Origin of the sequence: Klebsiella oxytoca (genome assembly GCF_009707385.1) — a bacterium.
Lineage (GTDB): Bacteria > Pseudomonadota > Gammaproteobacteria > Enterobacterales > Enterobacteriaceae > Klebsiella > Klebsiella oxytoca_C.
On the sequence record NZ_CP046115.1, the window covers coordinates 4,662,379 to 4,687,012 of the forward strand.

Here is a 24,634-nt window from a genome sequence, read left to right on the forward strand (position 1 = left end):
CTATTCATATTCCAGCATGAAAGTAACGTTAGAAGTAAAATCGCCTTCCTTTACCCGCCCGGCTGCCAGCGCCTTTATTTGCGCTCTGTACTCCAGTACCGTTTCTCCTGCGGATATCTCAACGGACGCCAATGATTCATTGGGTAAGATTGCCCGGCCTTTACTGTCCTCCAGAACCACAGCAATACCTTTTGCTGCTCCCTCGACGGTAAACGTTCCGGGCTGGTCGGCATCTTCGACTCCGTTGAAGGTCACAACAACCTGGCTCCCCATTGAGAGGTCGCACTCTTCCAGTCGAATCTGAAATGATTCAGGATTCGAACGGTCATTGTTAAAAAACGCTTTTGCGGCAATACTTCCGAAATTCACCGTTTGCTCTTCTGAATCGGTAGCAACCACGCAGGGTGCTGCCACCAGCGTTCCGCTAAATTCCACATCGCTGGCGGCTTTTAATTCAAGAGAACACAGACATAACGCAATACCTGGCAAAATCACTTTCAAAACATCGGGAAATGTACGGCGTAAACGTCGTGGGCCTTTTTTCACTTGAACTCCTCCATCAAAAGCTGCCTGACGCTACTTATCTACGCTCATCCACTGCCGCCCGGCAGATATCGCCGCTGCAATTGAACGACAGCCCCGGCTTTCCTCCGAAATCATTAACAGTGACAACATATGGCTTTGAAAAATTTGATGTTCTTACTATTTCACTCGACTTTGGCGCAATCATTACGCTTTTAAAATCTTTAGCAACGGACTGTGTTGGGCCACCGCTAATCCCCAGTACGGTCATATAAAACGGCGTTGGGTTCTCAATCCGATACCCCCCGCTGACTTTATGCAGAATCAGCTTGTCATCCTGTCGGCTGTAGCGCTCAGGCAGGATCCCTGCGGGGCGATAAAACAGCTTAATCCGCGTTTGCAGCGCAACTTGCAGAACGTTCGACCGTTCGCTTTTCGGCGGGATTTCCCGCACGCTGAAGTAAAATAAGCTCTCGCGATCCTGGGGTAACGAAGCGGCAGTCGGCAGCGCGCTGATACGGATGACGCTTTTGCCTCCTGGCTCCAGCCGCTGTAGCGCCGGGGTTACGGTTAAAATATCCGTCAGCTTTTTCCCTTTTTCATCTTCCAGCCAGGCCTGAGCCAGATAGGGTTTCTGATTGCTAACGTTAGAAATATTTAAAGAAATACTCTTTTCCGAGCCCGGGAATATAGCCCGGGTGCGATCCAGTGCTATTGCGCCTGAAGCCTGTCCTATAGACAGAACTCCCGCTACCACAGATAACATCAGGGTAATCAGCAATGTTCTGTTTTGTTTACTCATCTTCTTCATCAAACCTACTAGTCTTTTCATTAATTCTCGGTAATGTCATTACAGGGCAACAGCAGCTGCTGGCCTGTTAATGATTGAGGTAATCGCACCTGACACTGCGCTTTCCCTCCCCAGAATACGGTCAGTTTATTTCCCGGGTTGGCCCCTGATATCCAGGCAAGTCCCCCGTCGCTGACCATTCCTAATTCACGTTCTTTCGCATCACGAATACTGGCGCCAAACGGCGGATGGCTTCCATCGGCTTGTGCGAGGACGGCGGTGATTTTTGCGCCTTTCAGGACATCAAAATGCCTGAATCCTATCGCCCCTTCCGTTAAGGCGGCTTCTGCTACCGGCGAACCGGAGGTTTCCACATCATCCGGCAGTCGGTTCACATCAATTTCCGTTGTCGTCCGGTAATAGCTTGCCAGTGAGGACTCAACGGCTACGCCAAACATATTGCTACGTCCGTTACGACCAACAGGTACGTCAGACACACCATCGGTGCTGACTAACATTCGAGTCCCTCCCCGGCTACTTCCGCCATGTAACGCCGCCCCCTTCGCCGTAGCCGTCATACCGCCGTTAAGCGATAAGTTAGCTGCGGTATAGCTGTTTTGTGCCCAGCTAAAACTGGCGGTCGCGTCCATCAAGGCGCCATTGTGAATATATGACCCGCTGGCCTGAGTGGCGCCTTCATCTCCACCGCTGCGCGTTCCGGCGCTCAGTCGATAGCTGTCATCATTCTCCAGACGCTGGTACCAGCTGGCCGTTTGCGAATAGCGCTGATTACTCCAGTTGCCGTTGTAGCTGGCGGTACCTTTGCCTAACGGTATGCTGAGACTCAACCAGGCAGTATTATCCCGCCGGCCGTTGTAATCATTGCGGCTGGCAGATAGCGTCGCGGCCATATTTCTCCAGTCCCCCAGATCAAAGTAACGACTGAGAGACAGACTGTAGCGATCGCTATTCTGACGATCCCAGTACGTCTGATGTGACCAGCTGAGATAAGTGGATAAACGTATATCACTGAAACTCTTACTGGCCGTTACCGTATACAGCTCCTTGCTGTGGCCCATCACGCCGTTGCGATAGCGAGCATCCAGATATTCCGCCATGCTGAGATACTCTCTTTCAGAAAAGCGATAACCGGCAAAAGTGATATCGCTATTAATCTCCTCAAAACGTTTGGAGTAACTCAATCGATAGGAACGTCCCTGGGGATGTTCACCGTCAGGCATGCGGGCAAACGACTGAGTGATATCGCCCGACAGCGCGCCAAATTGATACAGGTCCCGACCTACGCCCACCGCAAGGCTGTTGTAGTCTGATGAAAAAATGCCGCCACCGTACAAGGACCAGCTATTGGCTACCCCCCAGGAGAACTCCCCGGTACTAAAAACGGGCCCCTCTATATGATGGTTATAATCAGAAGGCCGTCCGGCGGCCAGTTTGTAACGCACCTGTCCAGGGCGAGTGAGGTAAGGTATGGTGGCGGTAGTGACCTGAAAGGTCTGCACGCTTCCATCCTGCTCTTCAACTCTGACATCCAGCTGACCGTTTACCGAGCTGCTCAATTCCTGGATACGAAATGGGCCTGGCGATACCGTTGTTTCATACAGGACTCGTCCCTGCTGGCTGACGGTCACCTTTGCGTTAGTACGCGCTATCCCTGAAACTTCAGGTGCATAGCCGCGAAGCTTTGGCGGCAGCTGGGTTTCATCACTGATCAGCGACATGCCGGTATAACGCCATGAATCAAACAAATCGGAGATCAGATAGTCTTCACCTAACGTCAGCTTCGCCATCAGTGACGGCAGGGCCCGGAAAGCGTAAATTCTGCTCCAGTCAAAACTCTGCTGACCGTTGTCAACATTACTGTTATGACTTCCCTGCCAGTCACCACGCAACCGCCACGGCCCGGCATTAGCCCCCAAAGTGCCGCTACCGCTAACGCTTTGTGACTCACCATTCCGGTGATGCTTACTTATTCCTGCATTAATGCTGTAATCCAGCATGACGCCAGGGATCCCATTTTCCCATCGGGAGGGCGGTAGCCAGGAAGCATCCTGGTATTCCAGCCAGATTTGCGGTACTGATACCTGCAAAATCGACTCAGATAAATCTCCGCGCAGTACCACTCCTTCCAGAGCAGAAAAATCTGCACAGGTCCCCTGACTATTAAATACGATTTTTTCCAGCGCCTCCTCGGTCAAACCGAGTAACGCTACCTGTTCCCGTGACAGGCAGGCGCGAACTTCTCCTTTCGCTTCAGGATTCAGCGACGGTACTTCTTCAAAAATAATTTCCTGCTGGGAAATAACGCTCTCATTTAATTTCAGTGAAAGGCTATAGGTTCCCGGCATAATATAACCAGCCTGTGAAAACCTTGATAGATCAATATTTTTTCGGTCTTCCGCATCCAGGATATCAGTATTAAATTCCATGGCGTAAACCTGTAAAGACAGACCTTGTAGTGCTGTCAAAATACAAATAACCAGCCTACGACGGCGCAGTAATACTGACCTGTTCATTATCATTATCTTTTAAAAAAAGGGTAACAAGAATTTAACTGAATCACGTTAAGCAACAGTAAAATAAACAAATAATACGATCTTGTATCAAAGATATGACACAATAAAACGAACGCCTCCCGACCATTCTCCTGCAATCGCTGATTGCTTCATTGAGATCACCGAAAGCCAATATCCTATTTGGTTTTTCTTTGATTCCAGATTAACGTCAGATAATGTTTCTCCGGGCTTTGCAAGATTGCCGCGATCGTCGATTATCGCGAGCGCTATTCCCGCATCCTGGCTGTTGATAGCGAATAAATCTGCTCCGTTCTCTGCCGGCTCGCCGTCAAAGATTACCGTTACACTGCGCCATTGTTCGCTATCCTCTTTAACCGGTTGGCAGTTTACCAGACCAATTTTTACTTTACGGGTAGCGATAAATATTCCGTTTTCATAGCGCATCGGCAATGAGCCGAAATCAACCTCTTGCCAGACGTCATCCATATGAATGCTGCATGCCGCGGTTTGAATCTGGCCATTAACCAGTACCCGTCCCACCTCTGGCCGGTAGTTACTCGCCGAAGAGCAAAAAGCGGTGAACAGCAAGATTAAGGAAAGGCAGAAACTAGTGCGCATAACATATCCTGTCGCCTGAAACTCCGGGCATTATTGCCCGGAGATATTTTCAGTAAGCCAGCGAACTTATTCGTAGCTTAAGGTGAAATCAGCGATAGACTGGAATTCACCAGTGGTAATCGTGCCACCCAGACCCTGCAGGTACGCAGAGAAAGCCAGCGTGTTGTTACCTTCAATAAGGTCGCGGGCTACGGTAGAACCATTTACAGGAATCTTAGTACCAGAACCATCAGTAATAACTACACCGGCGCCAGAAGCGGTACCAGTAATACCAAACCAGGTATTATCATCCGGAACAGCCGGTGAACCACCAAACTTCACTGACACGGATGGTGCAATCGTGATGACATTGCCGTCACCATCCTCACTGGTGTTAAGAGCACAGTTCTCCAGTTCAATTTGAAAATTACGTGGAGTGGAAACACCATTGTTTTCCAGCTGTACCGAAGCAATTTGTCCTAAATCAACTTCTTGCTCTTTATGATCTGGGTTTACTGAGCACGGCGCATCGATAATTGAACCAGTGAAAATTACGCGTCCGCTTCCCTGGTCGGCAGCCTGCGCAGCCCCGGTAACCATACCCAGAGTAAGAAAGAGAGCAGACGCAATTTTAGTGGCTTTCATATAAATTATATCCTGATAATAATAAACGACTATTAAACACACATGACAAACACATATTTTATTTAACTGATAAGAAGCCTACCTTTATGAGAATGAAAATCATAAAGATATAATTCTTAGTTAGCTAATTACCACTACAAAACAAGAAAAACTTAAGCTCATCTGTACTGGCGGGGTGCATTATTGGACATCGAAATATAAAAAGTAAAATGAGAAATAATAACAATAAAAAAATCGACCTAATATTCCAAATACAAAACGCTAATTAGAATATAAATCCATACAGGCGGAAACAATCGGACATATTTTAGAACAAAACACCAATATTTTTGTTTTTAACAAGATAAAAATAACACAAAAATCACAGTATCAGCACTAAAAACCGCATTACATTCTTTTTTAATGATATTTATCCTGAACAACACTGCACAAGGATTCACAACCAATCAAACAACACACAACATTTCATTATCATTGATCGGAACTTTCTCCGTATTTAACGTCCAGATCTGCCCCTTTCGGGGAAGATATCGTGTTGAGCATCATGAAACCGAAAAAGTGGAATCCAGCAAAAATTGATCGGCAACGTGGATTTGCGCCCTCAGGCCACCGCTTTACGCAGCTTCAGGCAAATAAATTTGGCTTGTTGGCGCAAAATGCCCTGTTTCAGCCTTAAACAGGAATATCATCGGAGCGCAGAACGGTGGCGGCAGGGCGCCCTCTACTGATGACGCGAATTATTTTCCCGAGGATTACGCTTAATTTATCCTGATACAGCTTGTTTTATATCCCGCCAGGCCAGCAATCCCGGCTAAAGACTCAGAAATTACCGCCGCATCTGATTGTTCAATGAGGAATGGGGAAATATTAGTGCATTTGCGGCCAGCGTCAGACAGGGCGATAGCTTTCGGAAGCCACGACTGAAAGTCGTGTTGTTGAATATTCTGCAAATAACCGAATTCTATTGCAGAGGATTATGCTGTTCAGGCCGGCCAGGAATTGGCCCCTGTCCCGGCAAGATGATGGCGATGTGCCGTAGCCTGACTTAAATAACCCGCGCCAGCCAGTTATCTTACCGGTAGCGTCGGTGCTCTCGTCAGGTCAACCGCATCCCTTGTAAGAAAAGCGTCAGTTAAGGGCGGTCCGCGTGGTGTGCGACAAACTGAGATGCGAGACCAGAACGATGGGCTGGCGGGAACAGTGCGCGCCGCCTGGGTAGCCGAAGTCTATCGCTGCAGCGTGGAAAGTATTAAAAGACGGACCTGTAAAATCGGCTGCTGATAAAGTCGTCGCGGGCTGGATGATGCCTGCTGTCCGCTACGGCTCTTACATCCTGTTTCTTCAGCGGTTACACTGCCCATTCAATTTGCCTTTTTGAAGCACTTATGTCGAAGAAACTCGCTTTTATTGCCCCGCTTTTTGCGCTTATAGCTCTGCTTATCTGGTGGTTCACACCGCACTATTCCGCTGAGGACGAAGCGTACTACCGATCCGTTTTTTGCGTTATCGACCACCAGGATAGCCGCGTCTTTCTCCGCGATATGGAAAATATCATTGAAGGGGGCAATTCGGACTATGCGCTGCATAAAACCCATTTCGTTCCCGCTCTGGGCCAACGTATGCTGGACACCTGGCAGCAGCTCACGCCAGAGGAACAACGAAGCATCAGTCAGGACCAGCAGCGCTGCCGCCAGCTGATGAGCGAAAAACAGCGCTAGCCCTAAGAAGTAGCGCGGCACAGAATACCTGTTTAAGAACGATATAAATGACATCCTGCTGCCACAGCGGGATGTTAAAGATTTTCATGTCTAATCATTATTATTTTTTAAGATTTGCCGGCTTTACATCATCAAGAGTCATGTTTAATCCCCTCTCTTTATTTTAAAAATAATCTTTCTGGAAATAATTTTGTCACAATCCTCTCCTATATTCTGAAGCCTTATTAAACAATGAATTATGAACTATAAATATCGAGGCTGACTTTGATTCGCTATATTCCCGTTACTCTGTCTCTGGTGGCAACCGCTATCTCCGGCACTTTATACGCCGCGCCAATAAATACTCCCCGACTCGCCACGATGGATAATTTCCGCGATATTGCTGGCACCACGTCGATTTATACTACCAGCCACGACGGCACCATGCGTACCGGCGTTTTTTATCGTTCAAATGCGCTGGCGCTCTCCCCTACGGATCGGACCACGCTCAGCACCCTCGGGATCGGCAACGTTTATGATTTGCGCACCGCCAGCGAAATCGCCAGCAGCCCCGACGTCATGCCCGACGGAGCGAAATATACCAACATTGATATCATCGGTAACGCCGCTTCGGGCAGCAATATCACCTCGATTACCGTCAGTAGCGCCGCGCAAGCAAAAGCGATGATGCAGCAGGCCAACGTCTCCTTCGTTAGCGACGCGGGCATGCGCGCGCAGTTCACCACCCTGTTTAACGACCTTGCCAGCACCGACGGCGCAGCGCTCTTCCACTGCACGGCGGGCAAGGACCGTACAGGCTGGACTGCCGCCATGCTGTTAAGCATTGCTGGTGTCGATAACGCAACCATTATGGAAAACTACCTCGCTACCAATGACTACACCCGTCAGCGGGTTGAGGCGACTCTGGCAATGATGCCGCCGAGCATGGCCGCAATTTACGCACCGCTGCTTGGCGTCGACGCCAGCTATCTGCAGGCCGGGCTGGATGAAATAACTCGCCAGTACGGCTCGGTGGATAACTATCTGAAGCAGGGGCTCGGCCTGTCGCAGGAGACGCTGTACGTCCTGCGCGGCAAAATGGTGCAATACGGTCAGCTTCCGGGACAAAGTACGCTTAGAGGAAATGCAGCGCAGGGAGCGTCACTGCTTAACGCCCTGCAAAACAGCGCGCTATCGGGCCGTTACACCGACTATAACAACTACCTTCAATCGGCTATTGATGCTGGAACGCTGGGCGGCGCAGAGTCGCAGGTCGGCGGACAGATTTACGCTGACGCTGCCAGCTATCTGCTGCGCAGCGGTTCGCGTCTGGACCGAGCGCTGACACCGAATACCGACAGCCGCCAGCTGAGGGATGGCGAAGGAAAACTGTGGCTGACCGGACTAAATAGCTATCTTGGCACTGATGGCTCCGCCCGCGCCGCCAGCAGCAATGAACATACCACCGGAACGCTGCTGGGCTATACCCAGCGGGTAAACTCGCAGTTTAGCGGCTACGGCACTCTCGGATATAGCTGGGGCTCATTGGGCAGCGCGAATGCCGAGGCGGATGCCAATACTACTGTGCTGGGAATTGGCGGCCGCTATGCCTTCAAGGATCTAAATCACGGCCTCTTTGCAGCGGGCGATCTCAATGCTGGCTGGATCGACTATAGCAGTACGCGGCGAATGAATGGCGGTCTGGGTAGCGCCACCGGCGATACTCATGGTCAGCTGGTTGGCGGTACGCTGCGTCTGGGTTACGTGAGCCCGTTCGATTTTGCCAGCGTCGAATACTCCGTCGGCACCCGCCTAACCCATCTGCGTATGGACGCCTTTGATGAGAGCGGGAGCGAACTGGCGCTGAATGTCGACCGCGTCAGCGAAAATAACGCCAGCGGCGTGGCCAATATCAGTCTCGCCTTTAACCCGCAGAACAGCGGTAGCTGGACCTTTAGTCCGGCGGTAAATATCAGCTACGAACATAGCTTCAGCGGCCCCTCAATACGCACCGGCGCAAAGGTTTATCAATATGAAATCAGTCAGAACTCGGCCTTCAACAGCCGCGATATACTTAACGCCGGAGCCAGTATGGGGATGACGCGCGGGGCGCTGAGCCTGAGCCTTGGCGGGCAGGCGGAAATCGCCAGCGGCGGCAACAGCCATGGCTACAGCGGCAACGTAAGCGTGGCCTACGCATTTTAAAAAACGCAGCTGGCCGTCGTTGCTGGCGGCCGGCGATTACCTTCAGAAGCGTGAAGAGATTTCTCATTCGCTATCGGAATGGGATCGTAGTGAAATGCTGGCGGGAAAGGTAAAAGTTTCATTCGATTGCTCGGCGGGCACTCATCAATCTGGCGGATGGTTGGCAGTATCACAAAAAGTAGTTGATCTGATATCGACAAGCTCTTATTTTGCTTCTCAGTTTTTAAACGAGATGAACCTGATGCCTACTATTACTGCCAGTAGTATGAAAGAAGCAAAAGAGTTAATGAACTGTGGGAAATACAGAGAAATCGTTCTCAATTTTGATATTGACGCCGATGATTTCTTCACCCTCGCAGCATCCCAATCAATGACAAAAGTCACCATCACGGATAGCAATAAACGCTCATCGGTAAAAGCAGAAAAATAATAAAAACCCCTGAGGCACTTCTTATGCTGTTAGCTATTGGCACCATCGCCGTCGCTTTTCTCTCCTCATTGATGCTGATCTGGCTTGACGATCGCATTGCTGACCAGGATTAAGGTCAGAGCTGGCGAATACCCGCCGGAATTCCTCCCCTGAGTTTCTTTCGCCCGTAATCAGCGATTACGGGTGATTCAATCTCTATCCACCTGATTCGAACTGTATCAGGAAACTTCGCGCCGTCAGGCGGCGCGAAGCAAAAGCCGATTACAGCGACTTCGCCAGGCGTTCGACGGCGGTCAGCAGACCTTCCGCCGACACCGTAGAGTAGGAGAGACGCAGCGTACGAGTATCAGGATTATCGTTATAGAACGCTTCACCAGGCACATAGACGACACCGTTTTCCAGCGTTTTCTTCAGCCACTCCATGGTATCGAACGGATAGCGGAAGCGGGCCCACAGGAACATACCGCCTTTAGGACGGCTGAACTCCAGATGCTCCCCAAGACGGGCTTCCAGCGCATCGGCCAGCGCCACGCACTTCTTATGATAATCTTCGCGGATCAGAGCAATCTGGCTTTCCAGGCGGTTCATGCTCAGATATTCCGCGGTAATCACCTGCGACAGCATATTGGTATGCAGATCCGCCGCCTGTTTGACAATCACCGTCTGCTGCGCCAGCCAGTCCGGCATCACGATCCAGCCAATACGCATGCCCGGCGCGAGGATCTTAGAGAAGGTGGAGGTGTAAACCACCTGATCTTCGCAGCCCAGCTCGACCGCATGCTGATACAGCGGGCGGCGCACTTCATCGGTAAAGCTGATTTCACCGTACGGATCGTCTTCGATAATGACAAAATCATGCTTTTTCGCCAGCTCAACCAGACGACGACGGCGCGCTTCGCTCAGGGTTTTCCCACCGGGATTGCCAAACGTCGGCACCAGATAAACGGCTTTCACGCGCGTGGTTGCCAGAAGATCGGCCAGCTGCTCCACCAGCATACCGTCATCATCGGTATCAACGCTGAGAATATTAGCCTGCGCTAGCTGGAAAACCTGCAGCGCCGCCAGATAGGTCGGACGTTCAACGACAATCGCATCGCCCGGATCGAGCAGCGTACGGGCGACGATATCCAGCGACTGCTGCGAACCGGAAGTGATATAGACATGGCCTGCCGTACAGGCAACGCCGCGCGCCTGACACAGTTCGCTAACGGCCTGACGCAGCGGCGGATAACCTTCGGTCAAACCGTACTGGAACGCATCGTTAAAGCGTCCATTCATCACCTGCTGCACCGCCAGATTCAGGCCTTCGGTATCAAAAAGCTCCGGGGCCGGAATGCCGCCGCCCAGAGAGATAACGCCGGGCAGTTTACTGTGCTTGAGGAGTTCGCGGACGGCGGAGGGCTTGAGTTCACCCGCGCGGGCGGCGAGTCGCCGATCGTGCATACTATTTTCCTTTTCTGTCTTGTTGTTGTGATGTTTTATCTATTTTTTACCGTTTATTCCCCGGGTCGCTCTATGCTCACTGGGGCTACGGGTTCGTATGTTCAGTAGCCCGGACCGATGCGCAGCATCGCCTCCGGGATATTCTTCAGCATCCTGCGGCCTTCCCCCGGGGGCGGCGCGATGCGCCTTGCCCGGGCTACAAATGCTGGGGCTACAGGTTCGTATGTTCAGTAGCCCGGACAGATGCGCAGCATCGCCTCCGGGATATTCTTCAGCATCCTGCGGCCTTCTCCCGGGGGCGGCGCGATGCGCCTTGCCCGGGCTACAAATGCCGCAGGTGGAGAGAACCGCCGCCATCCGGGGTTAACCTTAACGGCTATCTGTGTCTTTTAGCACGATTAACGGCTCGATATCGCTCTCTTTTTTGACCACCAGAGAATCATCGCCGCGCAGGCAGGTTCCGCCATAGTTTCCGCCAACCGTGAAGGTGCAAACCTGAATGTATTTGCCATCCACTTTCGGCAGGCACCATAGCTGCTGGTAGATATTTTTACGGTCAAAAAACTGGCCGCTGGTTTTATCCAGCACTTCATCCTGCGGGCCAATCAGGTCAATGTTGCTGCCGCAGCGGCCTGAGATAGGCTTAACCGCATAGCCGCTTTCCGCAAGCTGCTCGTTGACCACAAAATCGGTATCCAGGAGATAGCGATGATTCGGGAACAGCGACCACAGCACCGGCAAAATCGCCTTGTTGCCGGGGATAACCGTCCATAGCGGCTCAAACACTAAGACTTCCGGGCGCAGCAGGACGTCAATCAACCGCACCTCGTTATCAGGATGCCCGGTACGGATCGGCACCGCCGCGTACTCATCGGCGCTGACTTCCCGCACCTGCTCAATGGCGGTTTCCCAGGCCCAGGTTTTCCAGACGCAGTTGACCAGGCGCCCGTCAGCATCGATCAGCTGCCCGGCGGCATCCCAGCGCAGCTCATCAAGGCCGTAGAGAATTTTGCTTTCGAAACCGGCCTGCGTCAGCGAACGCTGGATAAACTGCGCGTGATAGTTCTCCTCCAGATCCTTGTCCTGCATGATGTGCACGAAAGGACGCGCCCGGCTGTGCTTCCACGCTCCGGCAAGCTCATCCAGCAGGTTTTCCGCCGGGTTGTGGCCGGTACCGAAGTAGCCCTGTTTCATCCACTGCTCAAGGATCAATCCGCCTTCGGTATGGCAGGACGCGGAGTCGGCGTTGTATTCATACACCTTCAGCCCGCGTTCATCCATACAGAAATCCATACGACCGGTAATCATATGATGGCGACGGCGCTGCCACGAGAGGCGCAGACGCGGCCAGAGTATTTTCGGAATATCGAACAGCGCCAGCAGGCTGTCATCCTTCATAACCTTATCGGTGGCGTGAAGGTACATCAGATGCAGTTCGTTGGTCGCTTTGATCAGCTCCTGCTCGGCGCTTTCGCTAATGGTGAAATACTGGTAAGGGTCTTTGTTAATAACGTGACCGTTGGCTTCCACATAGGCTTTTTGCAGCGAATCTTTCTCGTTAAGCCAGTTGCCGCGGAACTGGCCTTTATTCGGCAGTCGAGCGCCTTTGATAGCCATCGCTTCACCCGGCAGCACCGGCTGCGGCAGGCTATGCTCGGTATCGGCGGTTTGGATCATCCAGCCAAGTATTTCGGTATCGGCAAAGGTGTCTTTAATCGTGTAGATGCCGTTTTTCACTTCCAGCGTCAGTTCGCGGGTCCACTGCTGGCCCTGCGGCAGCGGCGAGTGAATCACGTTCTGTTCGGCGATCCTGACCTTATTCCCTACCAGCTGAGTGATTACCGCCACGTGGCCCGTATGCTTAAACTCACCGCCTTTCTGCCAGATGAGCAGAGAGCCGGCGATCGGTGGACGACGGGAGCCGTTGGCGAACGCCTGCAGCGGCAGGATATTGTCATTGACCACCTCGCGTAAAAAACGCAGGGAGAAGATTTCGTAGGCCATGCCGACATCGGTGAAAACAAAACCGTAGGTGAGGAACAGAAAGCGGCGTGCGAACTCCACGCACTGCCATTTGTGCCCCATATACTCATTACCGATATAGCTGCGGAACGTGGCGTCATCCGGATAATCTTGCGGATTTAAGCTACTGTAATTCGAAGAATAAATCGCCACGCCGCCCGGTGCGTAGCCTAATAGTGTACCAAACGGGGCGTCACTGCTTGTCGAACCTTTGCTCATTTAGCCTGACCTCAAATTAATGCAGCCCGGGCAGTTGGCGAAACAAAACTCCCTCTTCTTATCCTGCCGCAGGCACTTACCAGACAGAGGTGGAATGATGATACCACTCATTCGATTCGCTAATCGTGCCCTTAAGGAAAATAAGCCTGCGCCGCCAGGCAAAAGTGATATCGTTATTTGAGATAAAAAAATAATCAGGAGTCGATAATGAGCACACCTTCGCATCTGACCGCCCAACCGCTGGTCTGGGGACATGGCCCACGCACCTTTGAGGTATTCCTTGAGCCCACCTGCCCTTATTCCGTTCGCGCCTTCAATAAGCTTGATGACCTGCTGGATGAAGTTGGCGCAGATAACGTGACGATCAAAATTCGTCTTCAGTCTCAACCCTGGCATCTGTTTTCCGGCGTCATCGTTCGCTGCATCCTCGCCGCCTCCACTCTGCCGCACGGCCGCGAACAGGCGCACAAAGTGCTTAAAGCCGTCGCCGACCACCGCGAAGAGTTTGAGTTTACCGACCACTGCAGCGGGCCGAACATGAACGCGACGCCGCAGCAGATTATTGAGCGTCTCGAACGCTATAGCCGCGTCTCGCTGGCCGCGGCGTTTGCCCGTCCGGAGCTGCAAAACGAAATCAAATGGCATAGCAAGTACGCCCGCCAGAACGGCATTCACGTGTCGCCGACTTTTATGGTTAACGGCCTGGTACAGGCGGATCTCGGCAGCGGCGACGACATCAGCGTATGGGCCGCGCGTATTCTGGCTTAATACGGCGGCAGCGTCGGGGTCCGTAGCGCCTACGGGCTCCGCGCGTCAGCGCCTGCTACACTCCCTCAACACCTCACTAAAAAGGCAAATCAGCATGTCAGAGAATAACTACCAACCACCTAAAGTGTGGGAATGGAAGCAAAACAACGGCGGCGCATTCGCCAATATCAATCGTCCCGTCTCCGGCGCAACGCATGAGCAGGAGCTGCCGGTGGGTGAGCACCCGCTGCAGCTCTATTCGCTGGGGACGCCCAATGGACAGAAAGTCACCATTATGCTGGAGGAGCTGTTGGCGCTGGGCGTCAGCGGAGCGGAATATGACGCCTGGCTGATTCGCATCGGCGAAGGCGATCAGTTCTCCAGCGGCTTTGTCGAGGTTAACCCGAACTCGAAAATCCCGGCGCTCCGCGACCACTCTACCACGCCGCCGACCCGGGTTTTCGAATCCGGCAGCATCCTGCTCTATCTGGCGGAGAAGTTCGGCTTCTTCCTGCCCAAAGATCCGGCAGGCCGCACCGAAACGCTCAACTGGCTGTTCTGGCTGCAGGGCGCGGCCCCCTTCCTGGGCGGCGGCTTTGGCCACTTCTACAACTATGCGCCGGTCAAAATTGAATACGCCATCGACCGCTTTACGATGGAAGCCAAACGTCAGCTTGATGTGCTGGATAAGCAGCTTGCCCGCGGTCGTTTTGTCGCCGGAGAGGAGTATACCATCGCCGATATGGCCATCTGGCCGTGGTACGGCAACGTGGTGCTGGGGAATGTTTACAATGCCGCCGAATTCCTTGATGCCGGTAGCTATAAAAACGTCCTGCGTTGGGCGCAGGATATTGGCAATCGTCCTGCCGTCCGGCGGGGACGTATGGTTAACCGCACCTTCGGCCCGCTCAATGAACAGCTTCACGAGCGCCATGCGGCCAGCGACTTTGAGACGCAAACCGAAGACAAACGCCAGGCATAAATCCATGTTTCTCCCCGGCTGCGCTATGGCCCGCCGGGGCTACAGGCCAGTGCAACAATGTAGCCCGGATAAGCGTAGCGCAATCCGGGGAGGTCGTGGCCAGGCCGGGTAAGTCACATTATCAATGCTTGCCCTTAGTCAGACGATCGAGATAGCCCATCACAAAGGCTGACAGGACAAACGTCAGGTGGATAATGACGTACCACATCAGCTTATTATCCGGGACGTTTTTCGCATCCATAAACACCCGCAGCAGGTGAATGGAAGAGATCGCCACGATGGAGGCGGCAACCTTATTTTTCAGCGACGTGGCGTCCATTTTACCCAGCCAGCTGAGCTTCTCTTTCCCTTCGTTGATGTCCAGCTGCGAGACAAAATTTTCATAACCGGAGAACATCACCATTACCAGCAGACCGCCCACCAGGGTCATATCCACCAGCGACAGCAGGGTCAGAATCATATCCGACTCGCTGACGCTAAAAATATGCGGCAGTATGTGGAAGATCTCCTGAAAAAATTTGATCGTCAGCGCAATCAAACCGAGCGAAAGGCCAAAATAAACCGGCGCCAGCAGCCAGCGCGAGGCGTACATAGCATTTTCCAGAAAGCGTTCCATAAGATCCTGTCAGTTAACATAAACGGCCGCCATTATACCGCAACAGAGTAACGTTATAGCAACAGCTTACCAACAGGACGACTCGGCAGAAGGGCGTAAAAAAGGCTGGCACATGGCCAGCCTGGGGAGATGTACTGGGGGCGTTACTTCGCTTTTGCCGTTTCTTCGCCTACCAGACCAATCTTCAGATAGCCTGCCTGATGCAGGGTATCCATGACTTTCATCATCGTTTCATAGTCCACGGTTTTATCCGCGCGGAAGAAGACGGTGGTATCTTTTTTACCTTCAGTCAGGGCCTCCAGCGACGTAATCATGTTCTCTTCGGTAATGGGGTCGTTACCGAGGAACATGGTTTTATCCGCCTTCACCGACAGATAGATCGGCTTTTCCGGACGCGGCTGCGGCTGGCTGGAAGACGCTGGAAGATTAACCTTCACGTCAACGGTGGCCAGCGGCGCCGCCACCATAAAGATAATCAACAGCACCAGCATAACGTCGATAAACGGCGTCACGTTGATGTCGTGCATCTCACCGTTATCATCAAGATTTTCGTTAAAATGCATTGCCATAGAGCATCAACCTACGCGTAGTTTCTGGGCGGTACGTACCGGCTTCACGCCGCTGGCGCTGAGGTCCAGGTCACGGCTTTGCAGCAACAATACCTGGGCGGCGACATCGCCAAGGGAAGCTTTATAGCTGGCAATCATACGAGCGAAGATGTTGTAGATAACCACCGCAGGAATCGCGGCGAACAGGCCAATTGCCGTAGCCAGCAGCGCTTCCGCGATACCCGGCGCCACGACCGCCAGGTTAGTGGTCTGAGTCTGGGCAATACCGATAAAGCTGTTCATGATGCCCCAGACGGTACCAAACAGACCAACGAACGGGGAAATCGCGCCGATAGTCGCCAGATAACCGTTGCCGCGTCCCATGTAACGACCCACGGCCGCCACGCGCCGCTCAAGGCGGAAACCGGTACGCTCTTTAATGCCTTCGTTATCTTCAGAACCTGCGGACAGCTCCAGCTCGTTCTGCGCCTCGTTGATCAGTTGGGAGGTCAGGCTTTTCGCCTCGAAAGCGTTAGCGATATCGCTGGCCTGGTCGAGAGAGCGTGCTTCTGCAACCAGCTGCTGTTCGCGCTTGAGGCGACGCTTGCTGGCCAGGATCTCTGCACCTTTGCCGAAAAAGATAGCCCATGTGACTACCGACGCCAGAATCAGGCCGATCATCACCACCTTCACGACAATATCGGCATGATGATACATACCCCAAACGGAGAGATCCGCCTGCATCAAATTATTACCCACACTGTATCTCCAGGACGTAAATCACAAAATCTGCACATAATAATATCAAAACGACATCGAATTGATAGTGGTTCTCATTAGTATTTACACTGTGCAGCAAATCACGTTTATTTTCTTTGCGCTTACGCAGTAAAAAAGTTGCCTGTCCCAACGTTGATAAAATTTTTTCCTGTATCTGCGGCTACCCGGTACATCAAGGGGGATTCATGTTAGTTTAGACGTCCAGACGTATAAAAACAGGTTATCTGAACATGGCTGATAAACATCTTGATACTGCGCTGGTTCACGCCGGGCGCAGCAAAAAATACACTCAGGGCTCGGTAAACAGCGTCATTCAGCGCGCCTCATCGCTGGTTTTCGACACCGTAGAAGCAAAAAAACACGCCACCCGCAACCGGGCCAAAGGCGAGCTGTTCTACGGTCGTCGCGGTACCCTCACCCACTTCTCTCTCCAGGAAGCGATGTGCGAGCTGGAGGGTGGCGCTGGCTGCGCTCTTTTCCCCTGCGGCGCAGCGGCGGTCGCTAATACTATTCTGGCGTTTGTCGAGCAGGGCGATCATATTCTGGTCACCAACACCGCCTACGAACCTACCCAGGATTTCTGCACTAAAATTCTCGCTAAACTCGGCGTCACCACCGGTTGGTTCGATCCGCTGATCGGCAGCGATATCGCCCGTCTGGTGCAGCCAAATACCCGCGTGGTGTTCCTCGAATCTCCCGGCTCCATCACTATGGAAGTCCACGATGTTCCGGCGATAGTCGCGGCGGTACGCAGCATCGCGCCGGAAGCTATCATCATGATCGACAACACCTGGGCCGCAGGCGTGCTGTTTAAAGCGCTTGATTTCGGTATCGATATCTCCATTCAGGCGGGAACCAAATACCTGATTGGTCATTCCGACGCGATGGTTGGCACCGCGGTATCCAATGAGCGCTGCTGGGCTCAGCTGCGTGAAAATGCCTATCTGATGGGACAAATGGTGGATGCCGATACCGCCTATATGACCAGCCGCGGCCTGCGCACCCTGGCCGTCCGCCTGCGTCAGCACCATGAAAGCAGCCTGCAGATTGCCGAATGGCTGGCGCAGCACCCGCAGGTTGCGCGCGTTAATCACCCCGCTCTGCCCGGCAGCAAAGGCCATGAGTTCTGGAAGCGCGACTTCACCGGCAGCAGCGGCCTGTTCTCTTTTGTGCTGAATAAACGCCTGACCGACGACGAGCTATCCGCCTACCTCGACCACTTCAGCTTATTCAGCATGGCCTACTCCTGGGGCGGCTTTGAATCGCTTATTTTAGCCAACCAGCCGGAACATATTGCCGCTATCCGTCCTGATGCCGAAGTCGATTTCAGCGGTACCCTGATTCGCGTTCATATTGGCTTAGAAAATGTTACCGATCTGCTGGATGATTTAGCGGCGGGCTTCGCGCGTATCGTGTAAAGTGACAGTCAGTGGCAACAATAGCGGACGTTTTTTCGAAAAACGGCCGCTTTAGTTGCGCCCGGGATCAAGGTGCCCGGGGCTCTTCAGGAGTACACTACATAAAAACACGGTACCACTTAGGAAAGTCCATGGTTGTCATTCAAGAAATTGTCGCCGCTCTGTGGCAGCATGATTTTGCCGCGTTGGCAAACCCCCACGTTGTGGGCGTTGTATATCTGGTCATGTTCGCAACCCTGTTTCTGGAAAACGGTCTGCTGCCCGCCTCGTTTTTACCGGGCGATAGCCTGCTGCTGCTCGCCGGGGCGCTCATCGCCAAAGGCGTGATGGACTTTGTACCCACGTTAGCCATTTTAACCGCTGCGGCCAGCCTCGGCTGCTGGCTGAGCTATATTCAGGGGCGCTGGCTGGGTAATACCGTCACCGTAAAGCGCTGGCTTGGGCACCTGCCGTACAAGTACCACCAGCGGGCAACCTGCATGTTTGACAAACATGGTCTGCTGGCCCTGCTCGCCGGGCGTTTCCTCGCGTTTGTACGCACCCTTCTGCCTACCATGGCGGGTATTTCCGGGCTGCCAAATCGCCGTTTCCAGTTCTTCAACTGGCTGAGCGCGCTGCTGTGGGTGGGGGTAGTTACCGGCCTCGGCTATGCCCTGAGCATGATCCCTTTCGTAAAGCGCCATGAAGATCAGGTCATGACCTGCCTGATGATTCTGCCCATCGCGCTGCTGATTGCCGGGCTGCTCGGTACGGTTATCGTGGTGATTAAAAAGAAATACTGTAACGCCTGATCGTTAGCCAGAACGGCGCAGATGCGCCGCTCTGCAACCGTTTATCACATCCCCTGAATCGTCCTGATGCGCGCCGCGTCTTCTCCCGGCGTCATACCGAAGTAGCGCTTGAACTCGCGGCTGAACTGCGACGCGCTTTCATACCCTACCTGCATCGCCGCCGCACTGGCCTTCATGCCATCGTGGATCATCAGCATACGCGCTTTATGCAGGCGGTAGGTTTTGAGGTACTGCAGCGGCGAGGTGCTGGTGACCGATTTAAAGTTATGATGGAACGCCGAGACGCTCATATTGGCCTCAGCCGCCAGCTGATCGATGCTGAGGTTTTCAGTGTACTGGCTTTCGATACGCTTCAGCACGCGGCTAATCAGGCTGAAGTGGGTCTGGCGGCTTACCAGCGCCAGTAGAGCTCCTCCACACGGGCCGGTCAGAACGTGGTAGAGGATTTCGCGAATAATCTGTTTGCCCAGAATGCGCGCGTCCAGCGGGCGTTCCATTACGTCCAGCAGGCGCTCAGCCGCGCAGAGAATCTCTTCGGAGAGCACCGCTGAGTTGATCCCACTGGATGCGATAGAAGGCTGAAACTGCTCATCTTCCCCGATATCCATCAGCAGCTCTTGCAGCTGCAGAATATCGACATTAAGACGAATGCCCGCCAGCGGCACTTCCGGGGTGGCAAAGGTTTCGCATTCAAACGGCAGCGGAACCGTCAGCAGCAGATATTTATTTGTGTCATAGCGAAAGGTACGCTCGTTAATATAGCCAATTTTATGCCCGGAAAAGAGAAAAATGATTCCCGGCTGATACATGACCGGCGTGCGCGTCCCCGGCTGCGTACCATACAAAAGACGTATATCCGGCAGCAGTCCCCTAAGCATTTCTTCTTTATTTATCAGCTTCCTAACCTTATCTGTTAATAGCTGACATATCTCAGCGCGGCTCATTTATCGTGCTTCTCCGAACGTTTTTTTACCTCTGCATTGTGCGCACTTCAGGAAGATTTCTCCAGCTTTAAAGAGAAATGGGCAAGACATCGGCAGAAATGTGCATTGAGAGGGAAGGTCTGCGGGAACACAATATTCGTCATCTGGCAGAGTTATCGTCTCTGCTGACGGTTTATCCATTTGAGGACACCAGCCATGAATAATTTCGACCTACATACCCCAACCCGCATTCTGTTCGGTAAAGGCGCGATTGAAAATCTGCGCGATCAAATCCCGGCGGATGCACGCGTGCTGGTCACCTACGGCGGCGGTAGCGTGAAGAAAACCGGCGTGCTTGATCAGGTTCTGAGCGCGCTAAACGGCGTTGACGTTCTGGAATTTGGCGGCATCGAGCCAAACCCATCCTACGAAACGCTGATGAACGCGGTGAAAATCGCGCGTGATGAAAAGATCACTTTCCTGCTGGCGGTCGGCGGCGGTTCCGTTCTCGACGGCACCAAATTTATTGCCGCAGCGGCGCACTATGCGGCTGATGTCGATCCGTGGGAAATCCTCGAAACCTACGGCAGTAAAATTACCAGCGCCATCCCGATGGGATCCGTGCTGACCCTGCCTGCAACCGGCTCCGAATCCAACAAAGGCGCAGTGATTTCCCGTAAAACCACCGGTGACAAACGCGCGTTTATGTCTCCTTATGTACAACCGGTATTCGCCATCCTTGATCCGGTTTACACCTACACTCTACCGCCGCGTCAGGTTGCTAACGGCGTTGTTGACGCGTTTGTCCATACCGTTGAGCAGTACGTCACTTATCCGGTCGACGGCAAAATCCAGGACCGTTTCGCCGAAGGCATTCTGCTGACGCTGGTGGAAGAGGGTCCAAAAGCGCTAAAAGAGCCGGAAAACTACGACGTGCGCGCCAACATTATGTGGGCGGCTACCCAGGCGCTGAACGGCCTGATTGGCGCAGGCGTACCGCAGGACTGGGCGACCCATATGCTGGGCCACGAGCTGACCGCCATGCACGGGCTCGATCATGCCCAAACGCTGGCTATCGTCCTGCCGGCCCTGTGGAATGAAAAGCGCGATACTAAACGCGCCAAACTGCTGCAGTACGCCGCTCGCGTCTGGAACATCACCGAAGGTTCCGAAGAGCAGCGTATTGATGCCGCCATCGCTGCAACGCGTAATTTCTTCGAACAGATGGGCGTTCCGACTCGCCTTTCCGCCTACGGTCTGGATGGTAGCTCCATCCCGGCGCTGCTGGCGAAACTGGAAGAACACGGTATGACCCAATTAGGTGAAAACCAGGATATTACGCTGGACGTCAGCCGCCGTATTTACGAGGCTGCACGCTAATCAACGCCCTCTCCGCCGCGTAAACTCATGCAAAGGAGAGGAGTTTAACTACCGTTTTTAGCTATTTCGTCCAGACTTAATGCTACCCCTCAGCGGAATAAATGCCGCTGAGTTCATTAACAGGAGGAAGGCATGACACATCCAACCGTTATTAAACTACACGACGGCAACCTGATGCCGCAGCTGGGACTCGGCGTGTGGAAAGCAGGCAACGAGGAAGTCGTCTCCGCCATTCATAAGGCGCTGGAAGTCGGTTATCGCTCGTTTGACACCGCCGCCATTTACCAGAATGAAACCGGCGTTGGCAACGCGTTAAGTAGCGCAGGCGTCGCCCGCGATGAGCTATTCATCACCACGAAACTATGGAATGACGATCAAAAGCATCCCCATGAAGCGCTGCAGGAAAGCCTTAAAAAGCTGAAACTCGACTATGTCGATTTATATCTCATTCACTGGCCGGTTCCGGCATCAAACCACTACGTTGACGCATGGAAAAGTTTGATCGAGCTACAGCAACAGGGGCTGGCAAAAAGCATCGGCGTATGTAACTTCCAGGTCCCACACCTGCAGAAAATCATCGATGAAACCGGCGTCGCTCCGGTAATTAACCAGATTGAGCTTCATCCTCTGCTCCAGCAGCGCCAGCTTCATGCCTGGAATGCGACGCACAAAATCCAGACCGAGTCCTGGAGTCCGCTGGCTCAGGGCGGCGAAGGCGTATTCGATCAGAAAATTATCCACCAGCTGGCGGATAAATACGGTAAAACGCCGGCGCAGATCGTCATTCGCTGGCACCTCGATAGCGGCCTGGTAGTGATCCCGAAATCGGTCACGCCGTCGCGTATTGCCGAGAACTTCAACGTCTGGGACTTCCGTCTTGATAAAGATGAATTAAGTGAAATCACTAAACTGGACCAGAACAAACGCCTGGGGCCAGACCCGGATCAGTTTGGCGGCTAAACCGTAAAAAAGCCGGATAGCGCTGGCGCTTATCCGGCCTGGAGATGTTTTGTAAGCCCGGCAGACGCTAGCGCCGCCGGGCAATACCGCAGACTTATCAACTGGCGGACTTGCCGCGTTTTGCGGGCTTCTTCGCCGTCGCCCCACCGTTCGATCGCTGATGCACAATTGGCGTATGCTTGGTCAACGCCGGTCGGGTATTGCGGTTCTGGCGGCGGGCTTCACGCATTTCATCCAGCGTCGGCGCCGGTACCAGGCAGTCGCGGCGCGAACCAATCAGGTGCTTTTTGCCCATCGTTTCCAGCGCCTGGCGGATCAGCGGCCAGTTAGCCGGATCGTGATAGCGCAGTAATGCCTTATGCAGGCGACGCTGTTTATCGCCCTTCGGTACCACCACATCCTCACTCTTATAGCCAATCTTACCCAGCGGGTTCTTGCCGGTGTAATACATAGTGGTCGAGTTCGCCAGCGGCGATGGATAGAAGTTCTGCACCTGATCCAGACGGAAACGATGCCGCTTGAGCCACAGCGCCAGATTCACCATATCTTCATCACGCGTCCCTGGATGAGCGGAAATAAAGTATGGGATCAGGTACTGCTCTTTCCCCGCCTGCTTCGAATAGGTATCGAAAAGCTGCTTGAAGCGGTCGTAGCTGCCCATTCCCGGCTTCATCATCTTCGACAGCGGCCCCTCTTCCGTATGCTCCGGGGCAATCTTCAGATAACCGCCAACGTGGTGAGTAGCCAGCTCCTTAATGTAGCGCGGGTCTTCCACGGCAATGTCATAGCGTACGCCGGAAGCGATCAGAATCTTTTTGATGCCTTTAAGATCGCGGGCGCGGCGGTAGAGGTTAATCGTCGGCTCATGGTTCGTGTCCATATGCGGGCAGATATCCGGATAGACGCATGACAGTCGACGGCAGGTCTGCTCGGCGCGCGGCGACTTGCAGCGCAGCATATACATGTTGGCCGTTGGGCCGCCAAGATCGGAGATAATTCCGGTGAAGCCGGGAACCGTATCGCGAATAGCTTCGATTTCATTAATGATCGAATCTTCAGAGCGGCTCTGAATAATGCGTCCCTCATGCTCGGTAATAGAGCAGAACGAACAGCCGCCAAAACAGCCGCGCATAATATTGATGGAGAAACGAATCATCTCATACGCCGGAATGCGGGCATCGCCGTATGACGGATGCGGGACGCGCTTATAAGGCAGAGCAAACACGCTGTCCATCTCTTCGGTGGAAAGCGGAATAGCTGGCGGGTTAATCCAGATATAACGCTCGCCGTGCTTCTGCATCAGCGCGCGGGCGCAGCCGGGGTTGGTTTCGTGGTGCAGAATGCGCGAAGCATGCGCGTAGAGAACCTTGTCGCCTTTAACTTTCTCAAAGGAAGGTAACAGAACATAGGTTTTTTCCCACGGCTTTGGACGCGGCGGCTGCACGGTGACGCGCTTCGCTTCCTGCTTTGGCGGGACGACGGTTTTGTTATCGGCGCACGGTAGATCTTCGCCATACGGGTGCGGAATCGGGTCGATTTTGCCCGGCGTATCCAGACGCGTGGAATCCACTCCGCTCCAGCCCGGCAGCGCTTCTTTCACCATGATGGCGGTGTTGCGCACATCGCGAATTTCCCCGATATGCTCACCGGCGGCCAGACGGTGCGCCACTTCCACCAGCGGACGCTCGCCGTTGCCAAACATCAGCATATCTGCTTTCGAATCCACCAGAACCGAACGACGTACGGTATCCGACCAGTAATCATAATGCGCGGTACGGCGCAGGCTGGCTTCGATACCCCCGAGGATCACCGGGACATCTTTCCACGCTTCTTTACAGCGTTGGGTATAAACCAGCGTCGCGCGATCCGGGCGTTTGCCGGCCACGTTGCCCGCGGTGTAGGCATCGTCATGACGTAGCTTGCGATCGGCTGTATATCGGTTGATCATTGAGTCCATGTTGCCGGCGGTTACGCCGAAGAACAGGTTCGGTTTGCCCAGACGCATAAAGTCATCTTTGTTGTTCCAGTCCGGCTGGGAAATAATGCCCACGCGGAAGCCCTGGGATTCCAGCATGCGTCCGCAAATCGCCATACCAAAGCTCGGGTGATCGACATAAGCGTCGCCGGTAACCAGAATAATGTCGCAGCTATCCCAGCCAAGTTGGTCCATCTCTTCTCGCGACATCGGCAGGAACGGCGCGGGGCCAAAACAGGCGGCCCAGTACTGCGGCCAGGAGAAAAGGTCACGATCCGGTTGGATCAGGGATATTGCGCTCATATTGCTTCCGGGGAAATGATAAAAAAATAATCAAAAAGGGCGGCGATTATAAGCCGGAACGCGGGAAGAAATGAAGGAGGTTTTTTCTGAACCCGGCCGCTATTGGG

The 24,634-nt window shown here is 53.2% G+C and carries 21 protein-coding genes and 1 pseudogene; 9 read left to right on the forward strand and 13 right to left on the reverse strand.

Annotation, left to right across the window (positions count from 1 at the left end; genetic code table 11):
• The 5 genes from GJ746_RS21715 to GJ746_RS21735 all read right to left on the reverse strand — a co-directional run bounded on the left by GJ746_RS21715 (nucleotide 1) and on the right by GJ746_RS21735 (nucleotide 5,088).
• Nucleotides 1-546, reverse strand: coding sequence for a fimbrial protein (locus GJ746_RS21715; RefSeq protein WP_154682050.1), 546 nt, complete (start codon nucleotides 544-546; stop codon nucleotides 1-3).
• Between the two features lie 34 nt (nucleotides 547-580).
• Nucleotides 581-1,354: a fimbria/pilus periplasmic chaperone gene (locus GJ746_RS21720; RefSeq protein WP_227852720.1), complete on the reverse strand. Its 774-nt coding sequence runs from the start codon at nucleotides 1,352-1,354 to the stop codon at nucleotides 581-583.
• On the reverse strand, nucleotides 1,354-3,852 hold the full coding sequence (locus tag GJ746_RS21725) for a fimbria/pilus outer membrane usher protein (protein ID WP_413773421.1): 2,499 nt from the start codon (nucleotides 3,850-3,852) through the stop codon (nucleotides 1,354-1,356). The genes GJ746_RS21720 and GJ746_RS21725 overlap by 1 nt, the downstream gene beginning before the upstream one ends.
• Nucleotides 3,853-3,933: 81 nt before the next feature.
• A complete protein-coding gene (locus tag GJ746_RS21730) occupies nucleotides 3,934-4,332 on the reverse strand; it encodes a fimbrial protein (protein WP_154682052.1) in 399 nt (132 codons plus the stop codon).
• 198 nt (nucleotides 4,333-4,530) lie between these two features.
• Nucleotides 4,531-5,088, reverse strand: a complete 558-nt coding sequence (locus tag GJ746_RS21735; RefSeq protein WP_154682053.1) for a fimbrial protein — start codon at nucleotides 5,086-5,088, stop codon at nucleotides 4,531-4,533.
• A gap of 1,385 nt (nucleotides 5,089-6,473) precedes the next feature.
• On the opposite strand from GJ746_RS21735, the gene GJ746_RS21745 reads away from it, so the two are divergent.
• The 3 genes from GJ746_RS21745 to GJ746_RS21755 all read left to right on the forward strand — a co-directional run bounded on the left by GJ746_RS21745 (nucleotide 6,474) and on the right by GJ746_RS21755 (nucleotide 9,420).
• Nucleotides 6,474-6,806, forward strand: a complete 333-nt coding sequence (locus tag GJ746_RS21745) for a hypothetical protein (protein WP_154682055.1) — start codon at nucleotides 6,474-6,476, stop codon at nucleotides 6,804-6,806.
• A gap of 264 nt (nucleotides 6,807-7,070) precedes the next feature.
• A complete protein-coding gene (locus GJ746_RS21750) occupies nucleotides 7,071-8,990 on the forward strand; it encodes a tyrosine-protein phosphatase (protein ID WP_154682056.1) in 1,920 nt (639 codons plus the stop codon).
• Between the two features lie 241 nt (nucleotides 8,991-9,231).
• Nucleotides 9,232-9,420 (forward strand): hypothetical protein, encoded by a 189-nt coding sequence (locus GJ746_RS21755; protein WP_154682800.1) that lies wholly within the window; start codon nucleotides 9,232-9,234, stop codon nucleotides 9,418-9,420.
• Between the two features lie 261 nt (nucleotides 9,421-9,681).
• Here GJ746_RS21755 and GJ746_RS21760 read toward each other — a convergent pair whose 3' ends face one another.
• The 3 genes from GJ746_RS21760 to GJ746_RS25550 form a co-directional block, all read right to left on the reverse strand.
• On the reverse strand, nucleotides 9,682-10,863 hold the full coding sequence (locus GJ746_RS21760; protein ID WP_154682057.1) for a PLP-dependent aminotransferase family protein: 1,182 nt from the start codon (nucleotides 10,861-10,863) through the stop codon (nucleotides 9,682-9,684).
• A gap of 369 nt (nucleotides 10,864-11,232) precedes the next feature.
• Entirely contained in the window at nucleotides 11,233-13,104 is a 1,872-nt protein-coding gene (gene gss, locus GJ746_RS21765) for a bifunctional glutathionylspermidine amidase/synthase (RefSeq protein WP_154682058.1), read from the reverse strand.
• 76 nt (nucleotides 13,105-13,180) lie between these two features.
• A complete protein-coding gene (locus tag GJ746_RS25550) occupies nucleotides 13,181-13,321 on the reverse strand; it encodes a hypothetical protein (protein ID WP_319932143.1) in 141 nt (46 codons plus the stop codon).
• Here GJ746_RS25550 and GJ746_RS21770 point away from each other — a divergent pair.
• Both GJ746_RS21770 and yghU read left to right on the forward strand, forming a co-directional pair.
• Nucleotides 13,312-13,872 carry a DsbA family protein gene (locus GJ746_RS21770; RefSeq protein ID WP_154682059.1) on the forward strand — a complete coding sequence of 187 codons (561 nt, stop codon included), beginning with the start codon at nucleotides 13,312-13,314 and terminating at the stop codon, nucleotides 13,870-13,872. The two genes, GJ746_RS25550 and GJ746_RS21770, sit on opposite strands and share 10 nt — an antisense overlap.
• Before the next feature lie 94 nt (nucleotides 13,873-13,966).
• The gene (gene yghU, locus GJ746_RS21775; RefSeq protein ID WP_154682060.1) at nucleotides 13,967-14,833 is read left to right on the forward strand and encodes a glutathione-dependent disulfide-bond oxidoreductase; all 867 of its coding nucleotides are present in this window, start codon (nucleotides 13,967-13,969) and stop codon (nucleotides 14,831-14,833) included.
• 121 nt (nucleotides 14,834-14,954) lie between these two features.
• On the opposite strand, the gene GJ746_RS21780 is transcribed toward yghU, so the two are convergent.
• The 3 genes from GJ746_RS21780 to exbB all read right to left on the reverse strand — a co-directional run bounded on the left by GJ746_RS21780 (nucleotide 14,955) and on the right by exbB (nucleotide 16,756).
• A complete protein-coding gene (locus GJ746_RS21780; protein ID WP_154682061.1) occupies nucleotides 14,955-15,449 on the reverse strand; it encodes a TIGR00645 family protein in 495 nt (164 codons plus the stop codon).
• A gap of 143 nt (nucleotides 15,450-15,592) precedes the next feature.
• Nucleotides 15,593-16,018 (reverse strand): TonB system transport protein ExbD, encoded by a 426-nt coding sequence (gene exbD, locus GJ746_RS21785; RefSeq protein WP_154682062.1) that lies wholly within the window; start codon nucleotides 16,016-16,018, stop codon nucleotides 15,593-15,595.
• Nucleotides 16,019-16,024: 6 nt separating this feature from the next.
• Complete coding sequence (gene exbB / locus GJ746_RS21790) at nucleotides 16,025-16,756, reverse strand: tol-pal system-associated acyl-CoA thioesterase (protein WP_004125237.1); 732 nt, start codon at nucleotides 16,754-16,756, stop codon at nucleotides 16,025-16,027.
• Nucleotides 16,757-17,007: 251 nt separating this feature from the next.
• Here exbB and metC point away from each other — a divergent pair, with 251 nt between their 5' ends.
• On the forward strand, nucleotides 17,008-18,195 hold the full coding sequence (gene metC, locus GJ746_RS21795) for a cystathionine beta-lyase (RefSeq protein ID WP_154682063.1): 1,188 nt from the start codon (nucleotides 17,008-17,010) through the stop codon (nucleotides 18,193-18,195).
• Between the two features lie 131 nt (nucleotides 18,196-18,326).
• The gene (gene yghB / locus GJ746_RS21800; protein WP_154682064.1) at nucleotides 18,327-18,986 is read left to right on the forward strand and encodes a DedA family general envelope maintenance protein YghB; all 660 of its coding nucleotides are present in this window, start codon (nucleotides 18,327-18,329) and stop codon (nucleotides 18,984-18,986) included.
• A gap of 44 nt (nucleotides 18,987-19,030) precedes the next feature.
• Here the strand turns inward: yghB and GJ746_RS21805 are convergent, their stop codons facing one another.
• The gene (locus tag GJ746_RS21805; protein ID WP_154682065.1) at nucleotides 19,031-19,930 is read right to left on the reverse strand and encodes an AraC family transcriptional regulator; all 900 of its coding nucleotides are present in this window, start codon (nucleotides 19,928-19,930) and stop codon (nucleotides 19,031-19,033) included.
• 195 nt (nucleotides 19,931-20,125) lie between these two features.
• On the opposite strand from GJ746_RS21805, the gene yqhD reads away from it, so the two are divergent.
• Both yqhD and dkgA read left to right on the forward strand, forming a co-directional pair.
• A complete protein-coding gene (gene yqhD / locus GJ746_RS21810; protein WP_154682066.1) occupies nucleotides 20,126-21,289 on the forward strand; it encodes an alcohol dehydrogenase in 1,164 nt (387 codons plus the stop codon).
• Between the two features lie 132 nt (nucleotides 21,290-21,421).
• On the forward strand, nucleotides 21,422-22,249 hold the full coding sequence (gene dkgA, locus GJ746_RS21815) for a 2,5-didehydrogluconate reductase DkgA (RefSeq protein ID WP_154682067.1): 828 nt from the start codon (nucleotides 21,422-21,424) through the stop codon (nucleotides 22,247-22,249).
• A gap of 121 nt (nucleotides 22,250-22,370) precedes the next feature.
• Here the strand turns inward: dkgA and GJ746_RS21820 are convergent.
• Nucleotides 22,371-24,599: pseudogene (locus GJ746_RS21820) on the reverse strand (YgiQ family radical SAM protein); the annotation flags it as partial.
• Nucleotides 24,600-24,634: the final 35 nt, after the last annotated feature.